This window comes from Thauera sp. (assembly GCF_034003485.1).
GTDB lineage: Bacteria > Pseudomonadota > Gammaproteobacteria > Burkholderiales > Rhodocyclaceae > Thauera.
In genome coordinates this window covers 38,209-58,260 of sequence record NZ_JAVEYL010000024.1, presented here as the reverse complement: position 1 = coordinate 58,260, position 20,052 = coordinate 38,209, and the positions used below count along the sequence as shown (strand labels likewise).

The following is a 20,052-nucleotide window of genomic DNA, read 5'->3' as shown; positions in this document are numbered from 1 at the left end:
GCCGTGGGAGCGGGCTAGCCCGCGAATGCGCGCTGATGCAGGCATTTTTCGCGGGCAAGCCCGCTCCCACGGCCCCGCTCCCGCCAGGGCCGCCCACTGGCATCCCCTTCCAGCCCACCCAGGGCTCAAACCCTTCAGCGTCCGAGCACCCCTCATGGACTACATCCTCAGCATCCTCGGCCCGCTCGCCGAGGGCTCGCTGGTCACGCTCAAGCTGTTCTTCATCACACTCGCGCTGGCCGTGCCGCTCGGCCTGGCGCTGGCGCTGATCCGCATCTCGCGCTTCACCGTCGCCAGCCAGGCGGTCAACGGCTACATCTGGCTGATGCGCGGCACGCCGCTGATGCTGCAGTTGCTGTTCATCTACTTCGCGCTGCCCTTCGTCCCGGTGATCGGCGTGCGCCTGCCCGACTTCCCGGCGGCGATCGTGGCCTTCGCGCTCAACTACGCGGCCTACTTTGCCGAGATTTTCCGCGCCGGCATCCAGTCGATCGACCGCGGCCAATACGAGGGCGCCAAGGTGCTCGGCTTTTCCTACAGCCAGACCATGCGCCGCATCGTGCTGCCACAGGTGGTCAAGCGCATCCTGCCGCCGATGAGCAACGAGACCATCACCCTGGTGAAGGACACCTCGCTGATCTACGTGCTCGCGCTCAACGATCTGCTGCGCGCCGCGCGCGGCATCGTGCAGCGCGACTTCACGATCACGCCCTTCATCGTCGCCGCGGGCTTCTACCTGCTGATGACGCTGGTGCTGACCTGGTTCTTCCAGCGTCTGGAGAAACGCCATGCCGTCTATGACTGAGGCCGTGCCGATGAGCCCACCGCCGGCGGATTCGCAGACGGGCCCGATGATCCTCGCCGAGGGCATCCACAAGCGCTTCGGCGCCAACGAGGTGCTCAAGGGCGTTTCGCTGACCCTGGCCAAGGGCGAGGTGGTGGCCGTGATCGGTCCATCCGGTTCGGGCAAGAGTACCTTCCTGCGCTGCCTCAACCATCTGGAGAGCATCGACGCCGGGCGCATCGTGATCGAGGGCGACGTGCTTGCCGACAACGACGCCCACGGCCGCGCGCGCTATGTCGCCGACGCCGAGGTTCGCCGCATCTGCGCACGCATGGGCATGGTGTTCCAGCACTTCAACCTGTTCCCACACCTCACCGTGCTGCAGAACGTGATCGAGGCGCCGCTGACCGTGAAGGGCTTGAAGCGCGAGGTCGTCCTGCCCAAGGCCGAGGCCTTGCTCAAGAAGGTCGGCCTCTTCGACAAGCGCGACGCCTACCCATCGCGGCTCTCCGGCGGCCAGAAACAGCGCGTGGCGATTGCGCGTGCGCTGGCGATGGAGCCCGACATCATGCTGTTCGACGAGCCCACGTCAGCGCTCGACCCGGAACTGACCGGCGAGGTGCTGCGTACCATGCGCCAGCTTGCCGACGAGCGCATGACCATGCTGGTGGTGACGCACGAGATGGGTTTTGCGCGCGAGGTGGCAAGCCGGGTGGTGTTCATGGACGGCGGCGAACTCATCGAGTCGCGGCCGGCGGCGGAGTTCTTCGCCAGCCCGCAGCATCCGCGCACGCGAGCGTTTCTCGACAGCATGCTCTGAGCACGATTGCAGCCATTTGGCGCAGGAAAATGCATTGATGCAGGCAAGAAGCGGCCTGTAAGCGACCTGCGTCCGTTCTTCCAAACCCCCAGGAGATTGCCCATGAGCACCGCATCGACCACCCTGCGCCAGCTATCCGGCCTGCCCGCCACCCCGACCCACCTGTCCGATTCGGCGCTGATCATCGTCGACGCCCAGAACGCCTACCGCAGCGGCGTGATGCAGCTCGAAGGCGTGGAGCCGGCGCTGGACGAATGCGCACGACTGCTGACCCGGGCGCGCGCGCTGAAGATTCCGGTGGTGCACATCCAGCACGACGCCGGCCCCGGTTCGCCCTACGACCCCAGCGCCGAATGCGGCGCGATCGCCGACAAGGTCGCGCCGGCCGCCGACGAGGCGGTGGTGGTCAAGCACTACCCGAACTCCTTCGTCGGCACCGACCTCGACGCGCGCCTGAAGGCCGCCGACGTGAAGAACCTGGTCGTGGTCGGCTTCATGACCCACATGTGCATCAACTCCACCGCACGTGGCGCCTTCAACCTCGGCTACGCGGTGACCGTTCCGGCGGCGGCCACCGCCACCCGAGCGCTGGCCGCGCCCGACGGCAGCGTGGTCGAGGCTGCGGTCCTGCAGTCCGCGGCGCTCGCGGCGCTGGCCGATCTGTTCGCGGTGGTGGTGGCAGACGGCGCCGCGGTTCCAGACTGAACCCTGGCCGCCTAGCCTCGAGCGCCTCATCGCGCTGCCGCACGGCATCCCGGTAAACAGACCACGGCCCCTCTGCGGCGACTTCGCCGCAGAGGGGCCGTGAACGCACGCGAGGTGCGCGGGCAGGCGCTTTTGCCGTGCCCGGGAGGAGCGTCGATCAGCCGCGCGAGCGGTGATCGCCGTGGCTGCGCTCGCTGCGCGACGGGTGACCATCGCGATTGAAGCCGCCAGCGCTACGGCGATTGTCGCCAGCCGGACGGCCAGTGCCGCCACCGCTGCCGAATCGACGCCCCGTGCTGCTGCCAGCCGGGCGGGGCCCAGCAGGCTTGCGCGGCGACGGCTCCATGCCGGCGATCGTGTGCACTTCCAGGCGGTCGCCGGTGAAGCGCTCGATGGCACGGATGAGGCCGGTTTCACGCGGACCCGACAGGGTGATCGCGATCCCGTCGCGACCGGCACGACCGGTACGGCCGATGCGGTGAACGTAGTCCTCGGCCTGGCGCGGCGGGTCGAAGTTGATGACGTGGCTGATGCCGGCGACGTCGATGCCGCGCGCGGCGACGTCGGTCGCCACCAGCACGCCGATGCGGCCCTGGCGCAGGCGGTCGAGGGTACGGTTACGCTGGGTCTGGTGCATGTCGCCGTGCAGCGCAGCGGCGGAGATGCCCTTTTCCTGGAGCGAGAGCGACAGCTCGTCGGCGCTGCGCTTGGTGGCGGTGAACACCACCGCCTGGTTCATTCCTTCCTCGCCGAGCAGGGCGTGGAGCAGGCGGCCCTTGTGGCCGAGGTCGTCGGCGAACATCAGGCGCTGCTCGATCTGGCCGCGATCCTGCTGCGCGACTTCGATCTCGATGCGCTGCGGGTTGCGGGTGAGGCGCGACGCCAGGTTGCCCACGACACCGTCGAGCGTGGCCGAGAACAGCAGCGTCTGGCGCTTGGCCGGGGTGGCGGCGACGATGGCGTCGATATCTTCGGCGAAGCCCATGTCGAGCATGCGGTCGGCTTCGTCGAGGATCAGCACTTCGACGTCGGACAGCTTGATCTTGCGGCGATTGAGGTGGTCGAGCAGGCGGCCGGGCGTAGCGACGACGACGTCGCACTGGCGCTGCAACTGCTTGATCTGGGCGAACATCGGCGCGCCGCCGACGAGGCACGCGGTGTTGAGCCAGCGCAGTGCCTTGCCGTAGGTCTGCACGGCCTTCTCGACCTGCTGCGCAAGCTCACGGGTGGGGGTCAGCACCAGCACGCGCGGGCCACTGCCCGGGGTGGGGCGGCGATCGATGATCTTCTGCAGGGCGGGCAGCGTAAACGCAGCGGTCTTGCCACTGCCGGTGTGACTGGACACCAGCAGATCCTGTCCGGCAATCGCAGCCGGAATGGCCAGCATCTGCACCGGCGTCGGGACGGTGTAGCCGGTCTGTTCGACGGCATTGAGGAGTTCTGCGGCGAGGCCGAGGCTTTGAAACGTCATGTGGTTCTTCCTGTGTCTTGCTGTCCGGCCCACAAAGGAGGGAAGGACTAATTCGGGCCCGTGAAATCGGGCCGCATGGCATCGCGGCGCGCCAGGACTGCAGAAACAGTCAGGGCGCACGGAATCGCAAGGGCGACGAACGCGCGATGGGCGTGGCCGGTCGATTCGCAAGACGGTCGCAAAACCGCTGCAGAAAGACCGCGCATCGGCACCAACCGGTTGTCACGATGCCAGACGATCGGAAGAACGAATGGGGTTCGGCGGGAGGTCGGGGGCGATGGGGCTGTGGTTACAGTCCCTGGGGCCGGTCGGCGGGCATCCTTGTCCTCGCCAGAAACCTGTATGGCCCTGATGCTGCATTGCACAACGGGGCGTAGTATAATCGCTTTTGATCGTGTTGTCGCCGTTTACTTGTCCAAGCCGCATTCGGACAAAAGAAAAGCGGGCCGGTACAGTGCATACGGGCCCGCTCTTGCCGGGGACGCACCCCGGTCGAGGAATCTCGACTTGCCAGTTACTTGTTGACCGCGGCTTTCAGCGTGGCGCCGGCAGTGAACTTGGGGACGCTCGACGCAGCGATCTCGATCGTGGCGCCGGTCTGCGGGTTACGACCCGTGCGAGCGGCACGCTCGGAAACTTCAAAGGAACCGAAACCGGTGAAGGCAACCTTCTCGCCCTCGCCCAGTTGCTCGGCGATGATGTCGAGCACAGCAGACAGCGCGCGATCGGCCTGAGCGCGGGAAACATCCAGACGGTCAGCCAGGGCTTCGACGAATTCACCTTTATTCATGCTTTTCCTCGATTGGTGTGAGTGGGATTTTGGAAAGTCCGGTCTACGCGGCGGATTCTAGCACCGTCGCGGCTTGTGGGGCGCCTCCTGATGTCCGTCCGTGACATCCGCCATGGCGCGTCACACAAGGTACGCCCGCATGCGGTCGCGGCACGGAAAGCCCACTCCGGGCAACAACAGGGGGTATCCTCCTGCCAGCAACACGACCACGAAAGATATCGACGATGAACACACAAGCCCCTGCCGGCGACGACACCATCCGCATCACCGCCACACGCCAGGGTGGAAACGTCACCCAGGTCAAGGTGCATATTCCGGCGCTGGCCTGGATGGGTACGCAGGTCGTGGGCATGACGCCCGCCGCAGCCACCGCCCACCTGAGCGCCCACGCCAGCCACAGCCCGCGTGCCCACGCCTGCGCAGTCGAACGGGCGTGCGCGGCGGCACTTGGCGAGCCGCCTGCGGAGCTCGACACCCAGATCGCCACCGAACGCGCGCTGGCCGCCGAGATGGCCGATACCCATCTGCGCCGCCTGCTGATCGACTGGCCACCGCAGTTCGGATTCGAGCCACGCCTGAACCGTTTCGCCGAATTTCACCGCCAGTTGATCGCGCCGCTCGACCCCGAGACCGCATTCGCGCTCGGCGGAGACGTGCTCGACCTGGTCGCCCGCGAGATGCTCGCCGGCTTCTTCAACCAGATCCGCATGCCCCACGGCATCGGCGAATTCATCGACCGGCTCAATGCCGGCGGCAGCCTGAGTTCGGTGATGAACGGGCTGATCGCGATGGGTCCGACGAGCTCACCCCGCGGCGGCCCGGCCCAGTTGCTCGGCATGCTCAGCGCCGCGGCCTGGGTGAGCGGCGTGGGGAGCTGGCCCACTGCGGACTTCGTGCGTCACCCGACCTTTGGCGGTGCGCCAGCCGAGACGGGGCCGCTCGCCCGCCACGCGCCGTCGCCACTCGTACGCCTGCTGCTGGAGCGCGGACACCGGGTGTCGGCCCGCCTGTTCGCCAAGGCCATCGATGTGGCCGACTGTGCGAGCCGGATGCGCTACCCCTACACCGACGACGTTCCGCCGCTGGTCGACGCGGTTCAGGCTGGCCCCTTGGTGGGCGTGGCGCGCGTGGCCACTGCGCGTGGCACGCTGCTGTGCTGGGTCAGAATCGCCGATGGCGTGATCGCCGACTGTGCAATGGTCCCGGCCGGAGCATGGAACTTCCACCCGGAGGGCCCCTTCTACCGCGAAGCGCTGAGCGGGCCGGAAACAGGCGAGAATCTCGAGGGCGCACGCAAGCGCCTTAACGTGCTGGCGCTCGCCCTCGACCCTTCCATCGTCCACACCGTCGACGTCATCGAACGCCCTGCGCCCAAAAAGCGCGCCTGAGCGTGTCCCGGTGTCTGCCGGTTACTCAGTCCTTGAGCTGGCGGTAGGCGCCACCGAAATAGATCAATGGCGCACGCGCTTCGCGGTCGAAGTCAACGACTTCGCTGATGAAGACAAGGTGGTCACCGCCCTCATGGCGCACGGTGTTGCGGCACTGGAAGCGCGCGCAGCAGCCCCTGAGCAACGGCACGCCGCCCGCGCCCGTGTCGTACTCGAGCCCGGCAAACTTGTCCTCGATCCGGCTCGCGAAGCGCTGCGACAATTCCGTTTGACATTCGGCCAGCACATTGATCGCGTAGTATTCGCACGCTTCGAAAAGCCCGCGGCTGGGCAGGTCGTTCGCCAGACTCCACACGATCAGTGGCGGATCGAGCGACACCGAGTTGAACGAATTGACCGTCAGGCCGATCGGCTCGCCGGCGGGAGTCCGCGTGGTCACCACCGTGATGCCGGTAGCGAACATGCCAAGCGCATTACGTAGGCTGCGCGAGAAGTCCTCGCTGGGGAAACGCTGTTGGGTCATGGGATGGGCCGTCGCGGTTTATCCGCGCTCTGCTGTAGTGCAATCGAAGCGCGGATTATCCCTGCGCGCGCGACCAGCGTCGAGGGCGAACACCTTGATGCATGCAATAAACACAGGAAAAACCGCAACATGAACGACTTCGCCAGCCGCCTGATCGCCTGGCAGCGCGAGCACGGACGTCACGACCTCCCCTGGCAGGGCGGCTCCGATCCCTACCCGATCTGGCTGTCGGAGATCATGCTGCAGCAGACCCAGGTCGACACCGTGATCCCCTACTACGTGCGCTTTCTCGAACGCTTTCCCGATGTCGGCGCGCTCGCGGCGGCGCCGGTCGAAGACGTGATGGCGCTGTGGAGCGGCCTCGGCTACTACGCGCGGGCGCGCAACCTGCACCGTGCGGCGCAGGTGATCGTAGCCGAGCACGGCGGCCACTTTCCACGCACGGCCGCCGAAATCGCCGAGTTGCCCGGCATCGGGCGCTCGACCGCCGCCGCGATCGCTGCCTTCGCCTTTGGCGAGCGCGCCGCGATTCTGGACGGCAACGTCAAGCGCGTGCTGTGCCGGCTATTCGGCATCGACGGTTTTGCGGGTGCAAAGGCGGTCGAGAACCGATTGTGGGAACTGGCCGAGGCGCTGCTTCCTGCGCGGGATGTCGGACGCTACATCCAGGCGCAGATGGACCTTGGCGCCACGCTGTGCACGCGCGCCCGGCCGGCCTGCATCCGCTGCCCCTTCGCCGCCGACTGCGTCGCCCATCGCGACGGGCGCGTCGCCGAGTTGCCCACGCCCCGCCCGCGCAAGACCGTGCCCCGGCGCAGCGCGCGTTACGCGGTGATCCTGCGCGACGGCGCGGTGCTGCTCCAACGCCGCCCACCGACCGGAATCTGGGGCGGGCTGCTGGCGCTACCCGAGATTCCGGAGGACCTTGCCGAACCCGCACAGTGGGCGGGCGAGCGCTTCGGATTGAGCGTGTCCGCAGCGCAGCCCCTGGCCCCCCTGACCCACGCCTTCACCCACTTCGTGCTCGAACTGCACCCGGTGCTGCTGCAGGTGGAGCAAGTGCCCCGCGCTCACGCCGATCCGCTCCACCATCGCGCTGCCGACGATGGTGCGCTGTGCTGGCAACCCCTGGCCGCCCGTGGCGGCGCCGCGCTGCCGACACCGGTGCGGCGCATCCTCGACACCCTGGCGGCACCGGACCTGTTCGCCGGCGACTGAACTGCGCGCGGCGACGCGCCGGGCCTCAGGCGACGTTCGGCAGCAAGCCGTGTTCGCGCAGGTATTTCTGCAGGATTTCCAGCCGACTGATGGGGTCGTCCAGCTCGAGCAGTTTCTGTTTGGCGAGCAGGGGAATGGGCAGCAACTCGGTGTAGCGCCCACCCACCCAGGCTGCCTCATCGAAATCGTGCGGCGGCGGCAGGCGCTCACCGAGCTCGGCGACGATCGTCCTGAGCAGCGGCAGCAGCTCGGCCTGCGCCGCGGGGACGCCAACGGGCGGCGGCTCGTCGAGCCAGCGCACGCTGGCGACGAGCAGGCCGTCGCGCTCGACCTCGTGGTCCTCGATGCGAAAGCGCCGGCGGCCACGGGTAACGAGGTTCAGCACGCCGGCCTGCGCCATGTCCCACTGCTCGATGCGCGCCTCGGTACCTACCGGATGCGGGACCGCCGTCTCGCCCACCTCCTCGCCCGCGGCGATCAGGCAGACGCCGAAGCTGGCGTCCTCGCGCATGCAGCGCGTGATCATGTCCATGTAGCGCGGCTCGAACACGCGCAGCGGCAGCACACCGCCAGGAAACAGCACCGTCTTGAGGGGAAACAGCGGCAGGCGTTCGGGCGACGTGGTCATGGCGTGGTCCTGGACTCGGGGGGCTCGGATGGGGACGGCGGGGCGCAGCGACGAGCGCCTCATCCGCCGCCGGCGCTCGGCTCGACCGTCTGTACGCGATCTTCGCCCCAGCGCGCCATCAGCGTGTGCGGCACGCCAAGCTGATCGAGGATGCGGGCGACGACGAAGTCGACCAGATCCTGCACGCTCTGCGGATGATGGTAGAAGCCGGGGTTTGGCGGCAGGATGCACACCCCGAGGCGGGCGAGCTTGAGCATGTTCTCGAGATGGATCGCCGAGTACGGTGTCTCGCGCGGCACCAGCACCAGCTTGCGGCCTTCCTTGATGACGACGTCGGCAGCGCGCTCGATGAGGTTCTGGCTCAGGCCGCCGGCGATCGAGGCCAGCGTGGCCACCGTGCACGGACACACCACCATCGCGTCGGGCGGATTGGAGCCGGAGGCCGGTGGCGCAAACCATTCCTCGCGACCGAACACCCTCAGTTGCCCCGGCGAGGCGTCGAAGCGTGCAGTCAACTCGGCCTCGACCTCGGCCGGGCGCGCCGGCAGGCTCCAGTCCATCTCCTGGCGAGCGACGATCTGCGCGACCTGCGAATACAGCAGCCATACCCGGCAGCCCGCCTGCAGCAGGCACTCCACCAAGCGCACACCATACGGCAGGCCGGAGGCGCCGGTGAAGGCGACGGTGATCGTGCGCGGCGGGTTCATTGCAGGTAGTCGGTGATCAATTCCCACCGTCCATTGCGGATCTGGGCGAGACGGCCGTGGCGATTGCCGAGGTGATCCTCGGGTGTGAAGCGGTAGTTCGGGCTGCCGAAGTAGTCGCGACTGAATTCCATGCCCTCGAGCGTGCGCGCGAAGGCGTCGACCGTGAGCTCGGGACCGGTGGCTTCAGCGGTGCGCACGAACAGGTCGGCCAGGGTATAGCCCATCACGCTCCACACGTTGGGTTCGGCGTTGAAGCGCGCGCGATAGCGCTCGATCCACGCCGCGAGCTGGCCATTCGCGCCCTCGGCATAGGGATGCGGCAGCACCGACACGCCATAAAGCCCCTCCACCGCCGCCCCGCCCAGCTCGTGCGTCTGCGCCGAGTAGCCCGACGCGGTGACCAGCATGTCGAGCTCCCAGCCGATCTTGCGCGCCTCGGCCATCGCCGCCACCGTCTCGCGCACCACGGTGGCGAGCACCACGAAGTCGCAGCGCGCCGCGCGCAGGCGGGCGATCTGGCTCGACAGGTCGGTGGCGCCGCGCTTGTAGCTGGTGCGTTCGATCAGCTCGCGATCGAGACCGGACAGGGCCTTCTCCACCCCCTTCATCACCTCCAGGCCGTAGTCGTCGTCCTGGTACAGCAGGCAGGTACGCTCGTAACCGCGCTCGCGCACCATGTGGCGCGTGGCCGCCTCCATGTAGTCCTGGTAGGGCGCGAAGTTCTGGAACTTGAGCGGATGCAGCGGCTCGTAGGTCGCGCTGTGCGGGGAAAACGGGAACAGATGCAGGCGTCCGGCATCGAGCACGATCGGCATCGTTGCCATCACCACCGGTGTGCCCATGTTGGCGATGAAGGCGAAGGCCTGGTCGCGCTGCACCAGCTTGCGCGCCGCGAGCACCGCGCGCTTGGGGTCGTAGCCCGCATCTTCCACGACCAGGCGGATCCGGCGCCCATGCACGCCGCCGGCCGCATTGGCCTCGTCGAAGCGCATCAGCATGCCGTCGCGCACCGGCACGCCGAGGAGCGCGATCGGGCCGGACAGATCGGAAACGGTGCCGACGACGATCTCGTCGCCGACGATGTCTGCCGCCGCGGCCGGCAGCGCGGCAGCGGTGACGGCGAGGACGAGACCACGGACGAAGCGGATAACGCTCGGAATATGCACGGCAGTGTCCAGTTCAAAATGGCAGCCGGCGGTCCGGCAGCGGCGAGGCCGTAACTATCGGTCGCTGACGCGCAGGAATCAAGCTCCGTTCTGCCCGGACGCACCGTCGCGCGCGCCGCCGCCGGCAAGGCCGGACGGCCGCAGCACCACCACGGCCACGATCACCGCGCCGAACAGCACCAGCTCGAGCCCGGCCGCACGCGCCCAGTCGCCGGGAAGCAGGTCGCGCAGGATCGCAATCGCCTGCGGGATGACGACGATCACCAGTGCCCCCCACGCCGCGCCTGCGAGCCGCCGCGCGCCGCCGATGAAGGCGAGCATCAGCAACTCGAAGGAGAACACCAGCCCGAACTGCTCCGGGCTGATGAAGCCGATCCAGTGCGCGTAAAGCGCGCCCGTCAGCCCGGACAGCGCGCCGCCGACGACGAAGGCCTGCATTTTCACCGCAGCCGGGGCGATGCCGCAGGCCGCGGCCGCCACCTCGTCGTCGCGCACCGCGCGCCAGGCGCGGCCGTGGCGCGAGCGCAGCAGGCGGTTGCAGCCGAACACGGCGATGGCGAACGCGACCAGGCTCACCGCCGCCTGCGCGAGGGTCGTGTCGGCACGCCAGCCGAGAATGGAGAACGCCGCCACCGTCATCCCCGCCGAACCGTGCGTCAACGGCTCCGCACGCACCAGCGCCTCCTCGACGATCAGCGCAAAGGCGAGCGTGCTCATGCCGAAATACAGCCCTCCCAGCCGGCGCGCCGGCAGACTCGCCAGCGCGCCGCCGAGCGCGCCCGCGGCAACGCCCGCCAGCAGCGCCAGCACAGCCGGAACACCATGGCGCACGAGCACGGCCTGGGCATAGGCACCGAGCGCCACCAGCGCGGCCTGGCCGAGCGCAATCTGCCCCGCCTGGCCAACCACGATGACCACGCCGAGACCGGCGATCGCGTAGGTCGCCACCAGGGTGGCCTTGCCGAGCGCGTAGTCGGCGCCGAGCATGGCCACCGCCAGCGCCAGGATCAGCACCCACGGCAGCAGGCTGCGCAGCGTGTACGCCACCCGCGCGCCAGTGGGCGCGCCCGCGCGAATCGGCTGACTCATGTCCCGTTCCGGCCTGCGCGGCGCGCACCGAGGCCCTGCGGAAAGAGCAGCAGCGCGCCCATCAGCAGCGCATAGGGCACGACATCCTTGACGCCTTCGGGCAGCGCCAGCCCGGCGAGCGCCTCCACCACACCGAGAAACACGCCGGCCACGAGCGCGCCCGGCAGGCTGGTGAGCCCGCCCAGCACTGCGGCCGGGAAGGCCTTCAGCGCGATGAACCCCATGTTCAGATGCACGAAGGTCACCGGCGCCAGCAGCAGCCCGGCGCAGGCGGCCAGCGCTGCGCCGAGCGCCCAGGAGAGGGTGTGCATGCGCGCCACCGGCACGCCCATCAGCGCAGCGACACGCGCGTCCTCGGAACAGGCGCGCAGGGCCAGGCCGGTGCGGGTGTATCTGAAGAATGCCGCCAGCAGCCCCGCAAGCACCACGGTCGCCAGCGTCACCCACAGGTGGCTGGCGGCCAGCACCAGCGGCCCGATGGCGAGAGTGTCGGCGGCAAAGGGCAGCCGGTGCACCTCCTGCGCCGCCGCCGGCACGGAGGCGACGCCGCCGCGCATCATCATCCCCAGACCGAAAGTCAGGAGCACGGCAACCAGGTGCGGCTGGCCGAGTGCCCGGCGCAGCACTGCGCGCTCCAGCCCTGCGCCGAGCATGCCGACGGCGATGACCGCGACGATGGCGGCCGGCAGCAGGGGCAGGCCCACGTACAGGTGCAGCCCGAGGGCGGCGAAGGCACCCAGCATCAGCAGATCGCCCTGCATGAAGCTGACCGTCTCGGTCGCCTTGTAGATCAGCACGAAGGAGAGCGCGACCAGGCCATAGACACAGCCGGTCGCGACGCCACTGAGGAGGACCTGAACGAGGGAAAGCATGGGGACCGAAGGATAGCCGATCACACACCGGCGGCGACCCTGGTGGTGGTGGTTGGGGGCCCTTGATGCCGGCAAGCTCGACGCGCCCTCGAACCGGGCGTACAAAAGGGCCGGTTCGCAGCGCAGGAAGCGGAGGCATCCTGCCTGCAAACCGGCCCCTCGATCAGATCACGAGTCGACCTGATGAGCCCGAAACGCGGTCACTGCAAGGCTGTCAGCCGAGGAAGCGATCGAGGAAGCCCTGCCGCCACAGCACGACGGCGATCACCACCAGCAGCAGCAGGAAGAACCAGGTGCCCCAGGGCGTCTGCTTCTCCGCGTAGGGGTCGGACAGTGAACGCGACGCCCCCGGCGGCAGCGCGGCCACTCCGGTCAGTGCTGCGCCGAACGGGATGTTGATGCGTGCGCGGGTGTTCACCGCCCAGCCATTGGCGTCGAGCAGCGGGCCGAGGTTGCGCTGGCGCAGCTTGAGCCAGGCAAGCAGCATCGAAGGCCCGGAGATCAGCACCACGACGCCGACGATGACCAGCGGCATCTGCCATGCCGGCAGCGACAGCAAGCCGGACACCACCGCCGCCAGCGCCGTACCCAGGGCACCGAGCGCGAGGCCGATGGCGGCGAAGATACCGGCGAACTTGGCGATATCGAAGGCTGCGGCCGGCGCGGCGGGCGGAGCCGCTGGCGCCTCGACCTTGGCCCCGGCATCGGCCACACCGGCGGCAGCCTTGTCGTCGACAGCCTTGTCACGTGCGGCGGCAAACTTCTGGATCTGGTCGCTGATCATGCGACCGATGCGCTTGTAAGGCGACCAGAACGCCTGGCGCACGCTGATCGGGGCCTCCACCACCTTGGCAACGCTCGCATTCCAGTCGCGGCCCTGGCGATCGTAGAACACACCGTTGCGGCCCGGCACCATCATCTCGTCGGCATCGCCACCGGTCATCGCGGCGACGATCGTCATCGGCGCCTCGCCCTGGCGCACGCAGTCGCAATACACCAGATAGGCACCCGACAGCGGGGCGAGCGCGGCATGGCGACCCATGTCGGCCACGCGCAGGGAGAGCTCGCAGCTGCGCTGATCCAGATACAGCGTGCCGGCCTGGAAGATGGCCTTTTCTTGGCGGGCGTAGAAGTCGCTGAGGGTGACGAAGTTGCGCAGGAGCTTGACGAGGTCGCGGTTGTAGCGCGCAAGGCGCTCGAGTGCGTCGACCTGCGCAGCCGCGGTTTCGGCGGTCAGATCCTGCTGGATCAGGGCTTCGAGTCCGGCGCGGGTAGCGCCGGACAGCAGCGCGCGTAGTTCGGCGATGTCCATCGCGGCGAGTGGATTGGCGGGTCGCGTGCCGACCCATGCACCATAGGCGGCAAAGCGTGAGGCGAGATCCTGCCACTCGGCGTACGACAACTCGTCCCGCTCGCCCAGGATGGGCTTGATCACCCCGTCGCGCAGCGCCGCGATGCGGGCGTCCCAGGCCGGGTTGAGCGCTGCATTCAGCGGCAAGCCCCGACCCGGACCCACCAATGCGAGCGGCAGTGCAGCAACGTCTTCGGCACCGGTGCCGAGCGCCTGCACGGCCAGGCTGGCGTAGGTGGTGTCGGCAGGGTTGAGCGCAGTTGCAGCGCGCTCGTCGAAGGCGGCCAGGCGGCAGCGGGTGAAGTAGTCTTCGACCTTGTCACGCACGGCGTCGAACACGGCGGCCGCAGCGGCGGTGCCCTCGCCCAGCGGCAAGACGGTAGCCGCGTCGGCCTCGGCCTGTGCATACCAGTCCGACACGGCCTGCGCGGAGGCAAAGAAGGCGGTCACGCGATCCTGATCCACACCCGGCTTGCCGCTGCGATCGTCTGCAGCGCCGAAGCCGTCGATGATCAGCCCGATCGCCTTGGCGAGATCGGCGTCGGTGGTGAGCTCGGCGGGCACGATGCCGTCACCGTTGAAGTGCTCGGGCGCGAACAGCAGGGTGGTGTCGGCGAGATCGGCAACACCGACCGCATCCGCCTCCGGCTTGCCGATGTAGTCGAGCACCTTCTTCGCGGTCGCCAGCAGCTTGGCGCCTTCCGGATGTTCGGCATCGATGGCGGCAAGCGGCAGGCTGTCGACCCCGCGGAACAGGACGTCGGGATCCTTGAGCACGGCGCATACCCACTGGGTGGCGGCGACGATCTCGGGCACGCGAATGCGCCCGTCACCGTCGCTGTCGAGCACCTGAAGCGTGCGGGTGTCGAACTCCAGCCCCGAGGTCGGGCAGGCAAGCACGGACCACAGTTTCTGGTCCAGTTCGCCGAGATGGCGGAGGTCGTCCGCAGTCTCGATGCGTACCTGATCGAAGCCACCCGAGCGGAAGAACCGCCACTGATAGCCCGTCTTGCTCATTTCGTCGTTGCTCATTGCATGCTCCCTGACTGGAAAGGTCCCGATCGCGCGGGCATCGCCTCAACCCCCGGAATATTGCGCCGGAATCACACCGGGAACAATGCGCCGGCTACCCGCCTTGCCGGTACCGGGCAGTCCCTCAGCCGTAGGCGCCGACGAAGGGATTGCTGTCGCGCTCCTCGCCGAAGGTCGAAGTGGGGCCGTGGCCAGGGATGAAGGTGATGTCGTCACCGAGCGGAAACAGCTTTTCGCGGATCGAGCGGATCAGGGTCTGATGATCGCCGCGCGGGAAGTCGGTGCGCCCGATCGAGCCGGCAAAGAGTACGTCGCCGACGACGGCCAGGCGAGCGCCCTCATGGACGAAGACGACATGGCCAGGGGTGTGGCCGGGTGCATGAATGACGTTCAGCGTCTGGTCGCCGACGGTGACCGTGTCGCCGTCATTCAGCCAGCGGTCGGGCTCGAAGGACTCGACGTCGGGAAAGCCGAACATCTTGCTCTGTTGCGGCATGCCCTCGATCCAGAAGCGGTCTTCCTCCTGCGGCCCCTCGACCGGGACGCCGAGCGTGCGCGCCAGCTTCGCCGTGCCGCCGGCATGGTCGATGTGGCCGTGAGTGATGAGGATCTTCTCCACCGTCACACCCAGCTTCGCCACCGCGGCAAGGATGCGGTCGATGTCGCCGCCGGGGTCGACCACCGCCGCCTTCCGGGTGCGCTCGCACCACAGGATGCTGCAGTTCTGCTGGACGGGGGTGACCGGGACGATGGTGGCCTGGAACATCGCAAGCGCTCCTGAAGATGTGATTTTGGCCCGGAGTTTAGCCGATGAGCGGATACGTCCGGCGCGTGAACGCGGAAGCGGGCTTGCCCGCGAAGCAGCCTCTGATCGAGCGCTGATTCGCGGGCAAGCCCGCTTCCGCTGTTACTGACGACTGCCGATCAGATCACGCCCTGGGCCAGCATGGCTTCGGCCACCTTGACGAAGCCGGCAACGTTGGCGCCGTCGGCGTAGCTCACCGTGCCGTCTTCGCGCTCGCCGTACTTCAGGCAGGCAGCATGGATGCCGAGCATGATCTCCTTCAGGCGGGCATCGACCTCGTCGCGGGTCCACGACATGCGCATCGCGTTCTGGCTCATCTCCAGCCCGGAAGTGGCGACACCGCCGGCGTTCGAAGCCTTGCCCGGCGCGTACAGCACGCCGTTGTGCTCGAAGATCTTCACGGCTTCGATCGTGCTCGGCATGTTCGCGCCCTCGGCCACGGCGATCACGCCGTTCTTGACCAGGGTGGCAGCGTCGTTGGCGTCGAGTTCGTTCTGCGTCGCGCACGGCAGGGCGACGTCCACCGGCACGTGCCACGGACGCACGTTCGGCTCGAAGCGGGCACCAACGCGCTCGGCGTACTCGGAGACGCGGCCGTAGTAGTGGTTCTTGATCTCCATGAGGAGAGCGAGCTTCTCGGGCGTGAACCCGGCCTCGTCGATCACCGTGCCGCTCGAATCCGAGCAGGTGATCGGCTTGGCGCCGAGCTGCATCAGCTTCTCGATCGCGTACTGGGCGACGTTGCCCGAGCCCGATACCGAGACGCGCAGGCCCTTGAAGTCGCGGCCGGCGTGCTCGAGCATCGCATTGGCGAAATAGACGGTGCCGTAGCCGGTCGACTCGGGACGGATCAGCGAGCCACCGAAGGACAGGCCCTTGCCGGTAAACACGCATGCGGCGTTGTTCGACAGCTTCTTCATCATGCCGGCCATGAAGCCGACCTCGCGACCGCCCACGCCGATGTCACCCGCGGGCACGTCGGTGTCGGGGCCGACGTGGCGAAACAGCTCGCTGATGAAAGCCTGGCAGAAACGCATGATCTCGCCCGGGCTGCGGCCCTTCGGGTCGAAGTCGGAACCACCCTTGCCGCCACCCATGGGCAGCGTGGTCAGCGCGTTCTTGAAGGTCTGCTCGAAAGCCAGGAACTTGAGGATCGACAGGTTCACCGAGGGATGGAAGCGCAGGCCGCCCTTGTAGGGGCCGATGGCCGAGCTGTGCTGGATACGGTAGCCGCGGTTGACCTGGACATCACCTTTGTCGTCCACCCACGACACGCGGAACATGATCACGCGCTCGGGTTCGATCAGTCGGTCGAGGAGCGAATGCTCGGCGTAGCGCTTGTTGGCCGAAATGAAGGGCCACAGGCTCTCCATGACCTCGCTGACGGCCTGCAAGAACTCGGGCTGGCCGGGATTGCGTTGTTCAACGTAGGCCAGGAACTCCTCGAGGGACTGGTATTTCATGATGTTGGACCCATGGGTTGATTGAAGAAGAATGAAACGAGCGGACACGCGCACGCGACAGACTCAGGGTTTACCCGAGGCCATCGCGAAATCCCTCGCATTGTGCATCAGAATCCCGCTTTCGGTGCATGATCATCACCAAAAATGCGTTCTTTATGAAAATGCACTGAGCACCGCACTGTTTCAGTGCGAGAAACAACGGCATGCACCATCACACCTGCCGAGCGGGCTCAAGTCCCCGCGCGTGGACCCCCTGCACTTAAGCGTTTATCCTAGGGATTGCATTTTTCAACCGACAGGAGGTTTACATGGGTCTGTTCGCATTCATCAAGGAAGCAGGCGAAAAGTTGTTCGGCACCGGCGAAGCCAAGGCCGCGGCAACTGATGCCGACCCGGCGGCCGGCAACGCCAAGGCCGCAGAAGCCATCCACAACTACATCGTCGCGCTCAAGCTCGCCCCGCCCGACCTCGGCATCAGCTTCGACGGCGCCCGCTCGCTGGTCACGGTCTCCGGCACTGCGCCGGACCAGGCCACGCGCGAGAAGATCCTGCTCGCCGCCGGCAACGTCGCCGGGGTCGCGGAAGTGGAGAACAAGCTGTCGGTTGCACGTGCCGAACCGGAAGCGCAGTTCCACACCGTGGTGCGCGGCGACACCCTGTCGGCGATCGCGAAGAAGTTCTACGGCGACGCCAACAAGTACCCGGCGATCTTCGAGGCCAACAAGCCGATGCTCAGCCACCCGGACAAGATCTACCCGGGTCAGATGCTGCGCATTCCGCCGCAAGGCTGATGAGACGGCAGGTGGTGCCCCACAGCGCCGCTTGCCCCTTCCAGGCCCGGGCGATTACGCTCGGGCCTTTCCTTTTTTGAGCCCGCGCTCGACGCCGCACCGCCCATGGCCCGCATCAGGATCGACCTGCCAGACCGTTTCGCCTTCAGCACCGCCATCCCGCTGCTGATCTCCCACATCAACTACGGCAACCACCTCGACAACGCACAGTTGCTCGGCGTGGTGTCCGAGGCTCGCCTGCGTTTCCTGAAGTCGCTGGGCTACACCGAACTCGACATCGAGGGCGTGGGCATCATCGTCGCCGACGCCGCGCTGCAGTACCGTTCCGAAGCCTTCCACGGCGAAAAGATGCAGGTCGAGATGGCCGCCACCGACTTCAGCGAGTTCGGCTGCGACCTCGTGTGGCGCATGGCCGAGGCAGAAAGCGGCCGCGAGGTCGCACGTGGCAAGACCGGCATCGTGTTCTTCGACTACCGGACACGCACGAAGGCGCCGGTACCCACGGGCTTTCGCGCGCGCTTCGCCTAGCCTGGGGGCGGCGCCCGCCCCGACGATGCACTCGGCACGCTCATGACCCGCACTCAACAGCCCGCCAACGCCCGCCCCCAAAGCGCACCCGCTCGCCTGGCCCACGTGGGCGTGATCGGCGGCGGCCCTGCCGGCCTGATGGCCGCGGAGGTGCTCGCCAAGGCCGGGCTGCAGGTCACGGTGTTCGACGCCATGCCCTCGGTCGGGCGCAAGTTCCTGCTCGCCGGACGCGGCGGCCTCAACCTGACCCACGGCGAAGCGCACGAGGCGTTCCTCGGCCGCTACGGCGCCCGCCGCACGCAGCTCGCGCCGATGATCGAAGCCTTCGGACCCGAGGCCTTGCGTGAGTGGGCGCACGCGCTCGGCATCGAGACCTTCGTCGGCAGCTCGGGCCGGGTGTTTCCGACCGAGATGAAGGCCGCGCCGCTGCTGCGCGCGTGGCTGGCGCGCTTGCGTGCGGCCGGCGTGCATTTTGCCGTGCGCCACCGCTGGCGCGGCTGGGCGCCCGCGCTCGAAACAGAAGCCATGAGCGCAGCCGGGCTGGCGAATGGCGACGCTCACCCCTGCGCCATGGCTCGCACTGGCAGCCAGCGCCTGCTGTTCGACACGCTCGAAGTCGAGCGCGTCGTGGACGCGGATGCGGTGGTACTCGCTCTCGGCGGCGGTAGTTGGGCGAAGCTGGGTTCGGATGGTGCCTGGGTGCCGCTGTTGCGTGCGGCGGGGGTCGAGGTCGCCGATCTGCTGCCGGCAAATTGCGGCTTCGATGTCGCCCGCGCCACGGCCGCTCCCGAACAGGGCGAGCTCGCTCCGGGCTGGAGCGCGCACTTCACCGAACGCTTCCGCGGCCAACCCCTGAAATCGGTCGTGGCTCATTTCACCGCGGTCGATGGCACGGCGCTCGAGCGCGCTGGAGAGTGCCTGATCTCGGCCACCGGTATCGAGGGCGGGCTGATCTATGCCCTGTCGGCTCCGCTGCGCGACAGGCTGATGGCGCAAGGGACCGCCACCCTGCACCTCGACCTCGCCCCGGGGCGCAGTGTGGAGCGCCTCGCGGCGGAGCTCGGGCGTGCGCGTGGCAGCCGCTCGATGGCGAGCCACCTGCAGAGCCAGGCCGGAATCAAGGGCGTCAAGGCCGGGCTGCTGCGCGAATGCCTGCCGAAGGCCGATTTCGACGACCCGGCACGGCTCGCGGCCGCGATCAAGGCCCTGCCGCTGACGCTCGTCGCCACCCGACCGCTCGACGAGGCGATCAGCAGCGCGGGTGGCGTACGCTTCGACGCGCTCGACGCGCACCTGATGCTGCGCGCCCGTCCGGGCGCCTTCGTCGCCGGCGAGATGCTCGACTGGGAGGCGCCCACCGGCGGCTATCTGCTCACCGCCTGTTTCGCCAGCGGCGCTGCCGCCGGCCGTGGCGTGCTGCACTGGCTGGCCGCGGCCGCGCTCACGCCGGCGGCGGCAGGTACAGCGTCTCCTTGACCTCTTCCATGACGACGTAGCTGCGCGACTCGGTGGCGGACGGCAGCTTGAGCAGGATGTTGCCGAGCAGCCGCCGGTAGTCGCTCATCTCCGAAATCCGCGCCTTGATCAGGTAATCGAAGTCGCCCGACACGAGGTGGCATTCCATCACCTCGGGCACGAAAGCGAGCTCGTGCTTGACGCGCTCGAAGGTGTCGTTCGACTTGGCCGCCAGCTTGAGCTCGACGAAGACCAGCAGCGGTCGCCCGAGAGCGCGCGGACTCACCCGGGCGTGGTAGCCGGTGATCACCCCCTCACGCTCGAGACGGCGCACGCGCTCGGTGCACGGCGTTGCCGACAGCCCGATGCGCTGGGCGAGTTCGGTCATCGAGAGGCGTCCATCCTTCTGCAGGAAGTCGAGGATTTTCAGGTCGGTACGGTCGAGTTCGCGCATTTCACTGAGTCA

At 67.9% G+C, this 20,052-nt stretch carries 19 protein-coding genes and 1 pseudogene; 8 read left to right on the top strand and 12 right to left on the bottom strand.

Annotated features, from left to right (window positions below):
- The first annotated feature begins 154 nt into the window (after window positions 1-154).
- From RBT54_RS13815 to RBT54_RS13805, 3 genes are all read left to right on the top strand, one after another.
- Window positions 155-805 (top strand): amino acid ABC transporter permease, encoded by a 651-nt coding sequence (locus RBT54_RS13815; RefSeq protein WP_320367648.1) that lies wholly within the window; start codon window positions 155-157, stop codon window positions 803-805.
- A gap of 46 nt (window positions 806-851) precedes the next feature.
- Window positions 852-1,604 (top strand): amino acid ABC transporter ATP-binding protein, encoded by a 753-nt coding sequence (locus tag RBT54_RS13810; protein WP_320367652.1) that lies wholly within the window; start codon window positions 852-854, stop codon window positions 1,602-1,604.
- A gap of 102 nt (window positions 1,605-1,706) precedes the next feature.
- A complete protein-coding gene (locus RBT54_RS13805) occupies window positions 1,707-2,309 on the top strand; it encodes a cysteine hydrolase family protein (protein ID WP_320367647.1) in 603 nt (200 codons plus the stop codon).
- Between the two features lie 157 nt (window positions 2,310-2,466).
- Here RBT54_RS13805 and RBT54_RS13800 read toward each other — a convergent pair whose 3' ends face one another.
- Both RBT54_RS13800 and RBT54_RS13795 read right to left on the bottom strand, forming a co-directional pair.
- Window positions 2,467-3,780, bottom strand: coding sequence for a DEAD/DEAH box helicase (locus tag RBT54_RS13800; RefSeq protein WP_320367646.1), 1,314 nt, complete (start codon window positions 3,778-3,780; stop codon window positions 2,467-2,469).
- Between the two features lie 514 nt (window positions 3,781-4,294).
- A pseudogene (locus tag RBT54_RS13795) lies at window positions 4,295-4,573 on the bottom strand (HU family DNA-binding protein); the annotation flags it as partial.
- A gap of 221 nt (window positions 4,574-4,794) precedes the next feature.
- Between RBT54_RS13795 and RBT54_RS13790 the strand changes: the two are divergent.
- Entirely contained in the window at window positions 4,795-5,958 is a 1,164-nt protein-coding gene (locus RBT54_RS13790; RefSeq protein WP_320367645.1) for a hypothetical protein, read from the top strand.
- A gap of 25 nt (window positions 5,959-5,983) precedes the next feature.
- Here the strand turns inward: RBT54_RS13790 and RBT54_RS13785 are convergent, their stop codons facing one another.
- A complete protein-coding gene (locus RBT54_RS13785; RefSeq protein ID WP_320367644.1) occupies window positions 5,984-6,481 on the bottom strand; it encodes a flavin reductase family protein in 498 nt (165 codons plus the stop codon).
- Between the two features lie 129 nt (window positions 6,482-6,610).
- Between RBT54_RS13785 and mutY the strand changes: the two genes are divergently transcribed.
- Window positions 6,611-7,699, top strand: coding sequence for an A/G-specific adenine glycosylase (gene mutY, locus RBT54_RS13780; protein WP_320367643.1), 1,089 nt, complete (start codon window positions 6,611-6,613; stop codon window positions 7,697-7,699).
- 25 nt (window positions 7,700-7,724) lie between these two features.
- Here mutY and RBT54_RS13775 read toward each other — a convergent pair whose 3' ends face one another.
- From RBT54_RS13775 to gdhA, 8 genes are all read right to left on the bottom strand, one after another.
- Window positions 7,725-8,327, bottom strand: coding sequence for an LON peptidase substrate-binding domain-containing protein (locus tag RBT54_RS13775; RefSeq protein ID WP_320367642.1), 603 nt, complete (start codon window positions 8,325-8,327; stop codon window positions 7,725-7,727).
- Between the two features lie 59 nt (window positions 8,328-8,386).
- A complete protein-coding gene (locus tag RBT54_RS13770) occupies window positions 8,387-9,034 on the bottom strand; it encodes a flavin prenyltransferase UbiX (protein ID WP_320367641.1) in 648 nt (215 codons plus the stop codon).
- The gene (locus RBT54_RS13765) at window positions 9,031-10,137 is read right to left on the bottom strand and encodes an ABC transporter substrate-binding protein (protein ID WP_413788457.1); all 1,107 of its coding nucleotides are present in this window, start codon (window positions 10,135-10,137) and stop codon (window positions 9,031-9,033) included. Before RBT54_RS13765 ends, RBT54_RS13770 begins: the two co-directional genes overlap by 4 nt.
- Before the next feature lie 141 nt (window positions 10,138-10,278).
- Window positions 10,279-11,289 (bottom strand): branched-chain amino acid ABC transporter permease, encoded by a 1,011-nt coding sequence (locus tag RBT54_RS13760; RefSeq protein WP_320367640.1) that lies wholly within the window; start codon window positions 11,287-11,289, stop codon window positions 10,279-10,281.
- A complete protein-coding gene (locus RBT54_RS13755; RefSeq protein WP_320367639.1) occupies window positions 11,286-12,161 on the bottom strand; it encodes a branched-chain amino acid ABC transporter permease in 876 nt (291 codons plus the stop codon). Before RBT54_RS13755 ends, RBT54_RS13760 begins: the two co-directional genes overlap by 4 nt.
- Window positions 12,162-12,375: 214 nt before the next feature.
- The gene (locus RBT54_RS13750; RefSeq protein ID WP_320367638.1) at window positions 12,376-14,544 is read right to left on the bottom strand and encodes a hypothetical protein; all 2,169 of its coding nucleotides are present in this window, start codon (window positions 14,542-14,544) and stop codon (window positions 12,376-12,378) included.
- Window positions 14,545-14,668: 124 nt separating this feature from the next.
- Window positions 14,669-15,310: an MBL fold metallo-hydrolase gene (locus tag RBT54_RS13745; protein WP_320367637.1), complete on the bottom strand. Its 642-nt coding sequence runs from the start codon at window positions 15,308-15,310 to the stop codon at window positions 14,669-14,671.
- Between the two features lie 158 nt (window positions 15,311-15,468).
- Window positions 15,469-16,812 (bottom strand): NADP-specific glutamate dehydrogenase, encoded by a 1,344-nt coding sequence (gdhA, locus tag RBT54_RS13740; RefSeq protein ID WP_320367636.1) that lies wholly within the window; start codon window positions 16,810-16,812, stop codon window positions 15,469-15,471.
- Window positions 16,813-17,120: 308 nt separating this feature from the next.
- Between gdhA and lysM the strand changes: the two genes are divergently transcribed.
- The 3 genes from lysM (at window position 17,121) to RBT54_RS13725 (ending at window position 19,607) form a co-directional block, all read left to right on the top strand.
- Window positions 17,121-17,603 carry a peptidoglycan-binding protein LysM gene (lysM, locus tag RBT54_RS13735; RefSeq protein ID WP_320367635.1) on the top strand — a complete coding sequence of 161 codons (483 nt, stop codon included), beginning with the start codon at window positions 17,121-17,123 and terminating at the stop codon, window positions 17,601-17,603.
- Window positions 17,604-17,708: 105 nt separating this feature from the next.
- Window positions 17,709-18,131, top strand: a complete 423-nt coding sequence (locus tag RBT54_RS13730) for a thioesterase family protein (RefSeq protein ID WP_320367634.1) — start codon at window positions 17,709-17,711, stop codon at window positions 18,129-18,131.
- A 42-nt stretch (window positions 18,132-18,173) separates the two neighbouring features.
- Window positions 18,174-19,607 carry a TIGR03862 family flavoprotein gene (locus RBT54_RS13725; protein ID WP_320367633.1) on the top strand — a complete coding sequence of 478 codons (1,434 nt, stop codon included), beginning with the start codon at window positions 18,174-18,176 and terminating at the stop codon, window positions 19,605-19,607.
- On the opposite strand, the gene RBT54_RS13720 is transcribed toward RBT54_RS13725, so the two are convergent.
- Window positions 19,573-20,040, bottom strand: coding sequence for a winged helix-turn-helix transcriptional regulator (locus RBT54_RS13720; protein WP_320367632.1), 468 nt, complete (start codon window positions 20,038-20,040; stop codon window positions 19,573-19,575). The genes RBT54_RS13725 and RBT54_RS13720 overlap by 35 nt on opposite strands.
- Window positions 20,041-20,052 lie beyond the last annotated feature (12 nt).

Excerpts from the sequence above, each read along its gene's own strand:
- RBT54_RS13770 (WP_320367641.1), bottom strand. The coding sequence starts at position 9,034 with ATGAACCCGCCGCGCACGATCACCGTCGCCTTCACCGGCGCCTCCGGC.
- RBT54_RS13760 (WP_320367640.1), bottom strand. The coding sequence starts at position 11,289 with ATGAGTCAGCCGATTCGCGCGGGCGCGCCCACTGGCGCGCGGGTGGCG.
- RBT54_RS13805 (WP_320367647.1), top strand. The coding sequence starts at position 1,707 with ATGAGCACCGCATCGACCACCCTGCGCCAGCTATCCGGCCTGCCCGCC.
- RBT54_RS13800 (WP_320367646.1), bottom strand. The coding sequence starts at position 3,780 with ATGACGTTTCAAAGCCTCGGCCTCGCCGCAGAACTCCTCAATGCCGTC.
- RBT54_RS13725 (WP_320367633.1), top strand. The coding sequence starts at position 18,174 with ATGACCCGCACTCAACAGCCCGCCAACGCCCGCCCCCAAAGCGCACCC.
- RBT54_RS13810 (WP_320367652.1), top strand. The coding sequence starts at position 852 with ATGATCCTCGCCGAGGGCATCCACAAGCGCTTCGGCGCCAACGAGGTG.
- RBT54_RS13730 (WP_320367634.1), top strand. The coding sequence starts at position 17,709 with ATGGCCCGCATCAGGATCGACCTGCCAGACCGTTTCGCCTTCAGCACC.
- RBT54_RS13775 (WP_320367642.1), bottom strand. The coding sequence starts at position 8,327 with ATGACCACGTCGCCCGAACGCCTGCCGCTGTTTCCCCTCAAGACGGTG.
- RBT54_RS13720 (WP_320367632.1), bottom strand. The coding sequence starts at position 20,040 with ATGCGCGAACTCGACCGTACCGACCTGAAAATCCTCGACTTCCTGCAG.
- RBT54_RS13750 (WP_320367638.1), bottom strand. The coding sequence starts at position 14,544 with ATGAGCAACGACGAAATGAGCAAGACGGGCTATCAGTGGCGGTTCTTC.
- mutY (WP_320367643.1), top strand. The coding sequence starts at position 6,611 with ATGAACGACTTCGCCAGCCGCCTGATCGCCTGGCAGCGCGAGCACGGA.
- RBT54_RS13755 (WP_320367639.1), bottom strand. The coding sequence starts at position 12,161 with ATGCTTTCCCTCGTTCAGGTCCTCCTCAGTGGCGTCGCGACCGGCTGT.
- RBT54_RS13790 (WP_320367645.1), top strand. The coding sequence starts at position 4,795 with ATGAACACACAAGCCCCTGCCGGCGACGACACCATCCGCATCACCGCC.
- lysM (WP_320367635.1), top strand. The coding sequence starts at position 17,121 with ATGGGTCTGTTCGCATTCATCAAGGAAGCAGGCGAAAAGTTGTTCGGC.
- RBT54_RS13745 (WP_320367637.1), bottom strand. The coding sequence starts at position 15,310 with ATGTTCCAGGCCACCATCGTCCCGGTCACCCCCGTCCAGCAGAACTGC.
- RBT54_RS13785 (WP_320367644.1), bottom strand. The coding sequence starts at position 6,481 with ATGACCCAACAGCGTTTCCCCAGCGAGGACTTCTCGCGCAGCCTACGT.
- gdhA (WP_320367636.1), bottom strand. The coding sequence starts at position 16,812 with ATGAAATACCAGTCCCTCGAGGAGTTCCTGGCCTACGTTGAACAACGC.
- RBT54_RS13815 (WP_320367648.1), top strand. The coding sequence starts at position 155 with ATGGACTACATCCTCAGCATCCTCGGCCCGCTCGCCGAGGGCTCGCTG.